The following is a 5,505-nucleotide window of genomic DNA, read 5'->3' on the forward strand; positions in this document are numbered from 1 at the left end:
TTCATCGTCCCGTCGGACGGCAAGAACCCGACCGGCGGCACCGACTTCATGCGGATCATGCTGGGTAAGCAGGCGTCGACGAACTTCTCCAAGCAGACGCACTCGCTGACCGCCCTGAAGGGTTATGCGGAAAACCTCAACTACAGCACCGCGTTCACCTCGGCCCGTGAGGTGGTCACCGCGGCCGGAGACAACACGCTCAACTGGTTCTTCGGTACCTGGTACGCGAAGATGGAGACCAACGTCGAGAACGCCACCGGCGCGCTGATGGCCGGTCAGATCGGCCCGGACGAGTGGGTCACGCGGTGCCAGAAGGCGGCCGACGAGACCGCTCAGGACTCGTCGATCAAGAAGTACAAGCGCTGATCGGATTGCACCATGCGTCAAGGTAGGTACCCGTTCATCATCAGCATGCTGCTGGTGCCGTTCGTGTTGTACGTCGTCTTCGTGTTGTCGCCGTACGCGCAGGCGTTCTACATCTCGCTGACCGACTGGAGCGGCTACACAGCCGCCAAGACGTTCGTCGGGATGTCGAACTACAGCAAGCTGATTCACGACTCGGTGTTCTGGACGTCGGTGAAGCACAACCTCATCGCGGTCGTCGCCGTACCCGTGGTCACGATCGCGTTGGCGTTGTTCTTCGCGACGATGCTCAATGTCGGTGGGAGAAAGGGGAAGGCCGCGATCCAAGGGGTTCGCGGCTCGGCCTTCTACAAGGTCATCTTCTTCTTCCCCTACATCCTGTCCATCGCGGTCGTCGGTGTGCTGTGGTCGTTCGTCTATGACTCGACCGACAACGGCCTGATCAACGGGTTCCTCAAGTCGATCGGGCTCGGGGGACCGGTCGACTGGCTGGGCGATCCGTCGATCGCGTTCTGGGCGATCCTCGCCGTGATGGTGTGGGTGTCGGTCGGTTTCTACGTCGTGCTGTTCACGGCGTCGATGGGGTCGATTCCGCGCGAACTGTACGAGGCGGTGCTGCTGGACGGCGCGAACCGGTGGAGCACGTTCTGGCGGCTGACCCTGCCGTTGATGTGGGACAGCCTGCAGGTCGGGATCATCTACATCGGCATCCAGGCACTCGACCTCTTCGCGCTGGTCAACACGATGTCCGCGGCGGGTGGGTCCGGCGGGCCGGACAACTCGACCCAGGTGATCTCCAACTACCTGTACCAGACCGGTTTCAAGTTCGGCCAGTTCGGCTACGCCTCCGCCATGGGCGTGGCGCTGTGCATCCTCACCCTGCTGTTGGCGGGATTGACGTTCCGCGTCACGCGGCGCGAGCGGCTCGAGTTCTAGGAGTTTCCCTCAATGACCACCAACGTCGACCTGCCTCCCGCCGGGGCCGCGCCGCCTTCGACCGAGGAGGTCGGCGGCCGTCGACCGCCCCGGGAGAAGGGCGACTTCGGCGTCCTGAATGTCTTCTCCCACGGCTTCCTGATCGTGTGGGGGGTCCTGGTCGCGTTTCCGCTGCTGTGGATGGTCTTCACCTCGCTCAAGACCGACAAGGAGATCTTCACCAGCCCGTGGACGCTGCCGTCGAAGCCGCAGTTCACCAACTACGTCCGCGCCTGGGACAACGCCGGCATCGGCCGCTACTTCACCAATACCCTGATCGTCGTCATCGGTGGCGTGCTCCTCACGCTGCTGCTGTCGTCGATGGTCGCCTACGTGTTGGCGCGCTACACCTTCCCCGGCAGCCGGATCGTCTATTACCTCTTCATCATCGGCCTGGCCTTCCCGATCTTCCTGGCGATCGTCCCGCTGTTCTTCGTCGCCAAGAACTTCGGGATGACCAACTCGCTGCCCGGGCTGATCGTCATCTACGCGGCGTATTCGCTGCCGTTCTCGGTGTTCTTCCTGACGGCGTTCTTCCGCACGCTGCCCAATCAACTCGCCGAGGCGGCGTTCATCGACGGGTGCGGACACTGGGGCGCCTTCTTCCGCGTGATGTTGCCGCTGGCCAAGCCGGGCCTGGTCAGCATCGGTATCTTCAACGTGCTCGGGCAGTGGAACCAGTACCTGCTGCCGGTCGTGCTGGAGACCGACCCGCACAAATACATGCTCGCCCAGGGACTCGCCAACCTCGCGGTCAGCTCGGGCTACAAGAGCGACTGGAGCGGGCTGTTCGCCGGCCTGACCATCTCGATGCTGCCGGTGCTCGTCGTCTATGCGCTCTTCCAGCGTCAGGTGCAGGCCGGCATGACGGCCGGTGCCCTCAAGTGAGGGATCGGAACTAGTGGGCGACTTCGTCGGAGCGGTCGACCAGGGCACCACCAGCACCCGGTTCATGATCTTCGATCATGCCGGGCGCGAAGTGGGACGGCACCAGGCCGAGCACGAGCAGATCATGCCCCGGGCCGGCTGGGTGGAGCACGATCCGGCGGAGATCGTGCAGCGGACCCGGACCGCGATCGACGCGGCGTTGTCGGAGGCCAAGCTCTCCGCCGGTGACCTCGCGGCCGTGGGCATCACCAACCAGCGGGAGACCACCGTCGTGTGGGACGCCCGCACCGGCCGGCCGCTGTGCAACGCGATCGTGTGGCAGGACACCCGCACCGACGCGATCGCCTCCGCCCTGGAGCGGGACGGGCGCGGCGAGGTGATCCGGCGCAAGGCCGGACTGCCGCCGGCGACGTACTTCGCGGGCGGGAAGCTCGCGTGGATCCTCGAGCACGTCGACGGCGTCCGGGCTGCGGCCGAGAGCGGTGATGCGCTGTTCGGCACGGTCGACAGCTGGCTGCTGTGGAACCTGACGGGGGCGCACGTCACCGACGTGACCAACGCGTCGCGCACCATGCTGATGGATCTGGAGACGCTGGACTGGGACGACGAACTGCTGGGGTTCTTCGACATCCCGCGGCGGATGCTGCCGGCGATCCATCCGTCGTCACACCCCTCGGCGTATGGCGAGCTGCAGGTGGCAGGGGGCGCCGTACCGCTCACCGCGGCGTTGGGCGACCAGCACGCCGCGATGGTCGGGCAGGTCTGCTTCGACGTCGGTGACGCGAAGAACACCTACGGCACCGGCAACTTCCTGCTGATGAACACCGGCACGGACATCGTGCGCTCGGAGCACGGGTTGGTCTCCACCGTGGCCTACCGCTTCGGGGACAGCGACCCGGTCTACGCGCTGGAAGGGTCGATGGCGGTGACCGGCTCGGCCGTGCAGTGGCTGCGGGACCAGCTCGGGGTCATCCCCGACGCGGCGGCGAGTGAGACGCTCGCGCGTCAGGTGCCCGACAACGGCGGGGTCTACTTCGTGCCGGCCTTCTCCGGGCTCTTCGCGCCTTATTGGAGGTCGGATGCGCGTGGGGCGGTGGTCGGGCTGTCGCGTTTCAACACGAGCGCGCACCTGGCCCGGGCGACCCTGGAGGCCATCGGCTATCAGAGCCGGGACGTGGTCGAGGCGATGGCGCAGGACTCCGGCGTCGGCCTCACCGTGCTGCGGGTGGACGGTGGCGTGACCGCCAACGAGCTGTGCATGCAGACGCAGGCCGACATCCTCGATGTCGTGGTCTCCAAGCCGGCCGTCGCCGAGACGACGGCCCTCGGAGCCGCCTACGCCGCCGGCCTCGCCACCGGATTCTGGAAGACGACCGACGAGCTGCGGGCCAACTGGGCCGAAGAGAAGCGGTGGACTCCACAGTGGAACGAAGAGCAGCGCGCCGCCGGATATTCGGGCTGGAAGAAAGCCGTGCAGCGGACGCTCGATTGGGTGGATGTGCCGTGAGCCTAATGTGGGGGACATGGTGGAGGATCCAATACGCGTCGCCGTCATAGGGTCCGGCCCGGCCGGGCTCTACGCGGCGGACGCGCTCGTCGCCCAGGACGACCTCCCGGTCGAGGTCGACATCCTCGATCGGCTGCCGACGCCCTACGGGCTGCTGCGCTATGGCGTCGCGCCCGACCATCTCAAGATCAAGTCGATCATCACGGTGCTCAGCCGCGTGTTCGAGGGCGGCAAGGTGCGCTTCATCGGCGGCGTGGATCTCGGTGTCGACCTGTCCCGCGACGACCTGCGGCGCCATTACGACGCGGTGATCTACGCGACCGGCGCTGCGGTCGACCGGCCCCTGCAGATCCCGGGTGAGGACCTGCCCGGAAGCCACTCGGCCACCGACTTCGTCAACTGGTACAGCGGGCACCCCGACGCCGAGCAACCGTTCGAGCTCGACGCCGAGGCGGTCGCCGTGATCGGGGTCGGAAACGTCGCCGTCGACGTCACCCGGATCCTCGCCAAGACGGTCAAGGAGCTGGAGCACACCGATCTGCCGCCGCACGTGCTCGACGTACTCGCCGGCAGCTCGATCCGCACGCTCCACATGATCGGCCGACGCGGGCCGGAGCACGCGAAGTTCACGACCAAGGAACTCCGGGAGCTCGGCGAGCTGTCCGGCGCCGACGTGGAGATCGACCCCGCCGAGGTCGCCCAGGGCGACGACGAACCTGTCCTCGACAAGGTGGCCAAGGGCAACATGGCCGTGCTCAAGAACTGGGCGGGCCAGGAACCGATCGGCAAGCCGCGGCGGATCGAGCTCCGGTTCTGGCTGCGTCCGGTCGAGATCATCGGCACCGATCGGGTCGAGGCGCTGCGCCTGGAGCACACCGAGCTCGACGCCGACGGGCGGGTCAGCGGAACGGGCCGCTTCGAGACGATCCCCGTACAGCTGGTGCTACGGGCTGTGGGCTATCGGAGCATTCCGTTGCCGGGAATCCCGTTCGACGAGAGCCGCGGCGTGGTCGCGAACGAGGACGGGCGGATCGTCGGTGACGAGGGTGACGCCACGGGAGAGTACGTCGCAGGATGGCTCAAACGCGGACCGGTCGGGGTGATCGGGACCAACAAGGGTGACGCAGCCGAAACCGTGCGGGCGGTGATCGCGGACCAGCAGCGATCCGATGCGCATCGTGCGGAAAGTCGCGAACCGATCGAAGTTCTGCTCGAAGAACGCGGGGTGCAGGCGGTGACCTACGACGGATGGTTGGCCATCGACGCCGAGGAGATCCTGCGTGGGAGTGCCGACGGACGGAAACGGGTGAAGGTGACTGACTGGGCAACTCTGCGAACGCTGGGTGGAGGCGCCTGAGCCGCCCTAGGGTGAAAAGGGCGATGACACGAAGGATCGATTGCAACCAGGAAATTGGCACGCCGTACGACGCCGTGCATCTCACGGTCACCGTCGACGGTGAGCAGGTGCCGCTCGAGACGCGGGTCACCTTCACCAGGGCGCGCGACCGCGATCCTGAAACTGGCAAGCCGACCGGCCCGATTCTCACTGGACTGCTCCTTTCCGGGGAACCGCAGTACGACGTCGACGTTTTCGCCGACGGTGCGCCCGTCGCGCAGGTCAAACCGCAGAGCGACGAGACCGAGCACATCTACGCGCGGCTCGCCGAGGTTGAGGCCGAAGAGGCCGAGGTCAGCGAGCGGCTGGCCATGATGCGCCGCCGGCGTCCGCGGTAGCCAATTCCGGCCAACAGCGTCGGCGCCTTGTTGGCGGC

The 5,505-nt window shown here is 66.5% G+C and carries 6 protein-coding genes; all 6 read left to right on the forward strand.

The window, feature by feature from the left end; genetic code table 11:
• Nucleotides 1-366, forward strand: a 366-nt coding sequence (locus VGH85_01155; GenBank protein HEY2172397.1) for a hypothetical protein, incomplete at its 5' end; no start/stop codon positions are given.
• 12 nt (nucleotides 367-378) lie between these two features.
• Nucleotides 379-1,299 (forward strand): sugar ABC transporter permease, encoded by a 921-nt coding sequence (locus tag VGH85_01160; GenBank protein HEY2172398.1) that lies wholly within the window; start codon nucleotides 379-381, stop codon nucleotides 1,297-1,299.
• A gap of 12 nt (nucleotides 1,300-1,311) precedes the next feature.
• Nucleotides 1,312-2,226 (forward strand): carbohydrate ABC transporter permease, encoded by a 915-nt coding sequence (locus tag VGH85_01165; GenBank protein HEY2172399.1) that lies wholly within the window; start codon nucleotides 1,312-1,314, stop codon nucleotides 2,224-2,226.
• A 13-nt stretch (nucleotides 2,227-2,239) separates the two neighbouring features.
• Nucleotides 2,240-3,733, forward strand: a complete 1,494-nt coding sequence (gene glpK / locus VGH85_01170; protein HEY2172400.1) for a glycerol kinase GlpK — start codon at nucleotides 2,240-2,242, stop codon at nucleotides 3,731-3,733.
• Nucleotides 3,734-3,749: 16 nt separating this feature from the next.
• On the forward strand, nucleotides 3,750-5,090 hold the full coding sequence (locus VGH85_01175) for an FAD-dependent oxidoreductase (protein ID HEY2172401.1): 1,341 nt from the start codon (nucleotides 3,750-3,752) through the stop codon (nucleotides 5,088-5,090).
• A 23-nt stretch (nucleotides 5,091-5,113) separates the two neighbouring features.
• Nucleotides 5,114-5,467, forward strand: coding sequence for a hypothetical protein (locus VGH85_01180; GenBank protein HEY2172402.1), 354 nt, complete (start codon nucleotides 5,114-5,116; stop codon nucleotides 5,465-5,467).
• Nucleotides 5,468-5,505: the final 38 nt, after the last annotated feature.

The organism is Mycobacteriales bacterium (genome assembly GCA_036497565.1).
Classification (GTDB): Bacteria; Actinomycetota; Actinomycetes; order Mycobacteriales; family QHCD01; genus DASXJE01.

What these genes read in the sequence shown, in the direction of transcription:
- VGH85_01160 (HEY2172398.1), top strand. Translation starts at nt 379, where the DNA reads ATGCGTCAAGGTAGGTACCCGTTCATCATCAGCATGCTGCTGGTGCCG.
- VGH85_01165 (HEY2172399.1), top strand. Translation starts at nt 1,312, where the DNA reads ATGACCACCAACGTCGACCTGCCTCCCGCCGGGGCCGCGCCGCCTTCG.
- VGH85_01175 (HEY2172401.1), top strand. Translation starts at nt 3,750, where the DNA reads ATGGTGGAGGATCCAATACGCGTCGCCGTCATAGGGTCCGGCCCGGCC.
- VGH85_01180 (HEY2172402.1), top strand. Translation starts at nt 5,114, where the DNA reads ATGACACGAAGGATCGATTGCAACCAGGAAATTGGCACGCCGTACGAC.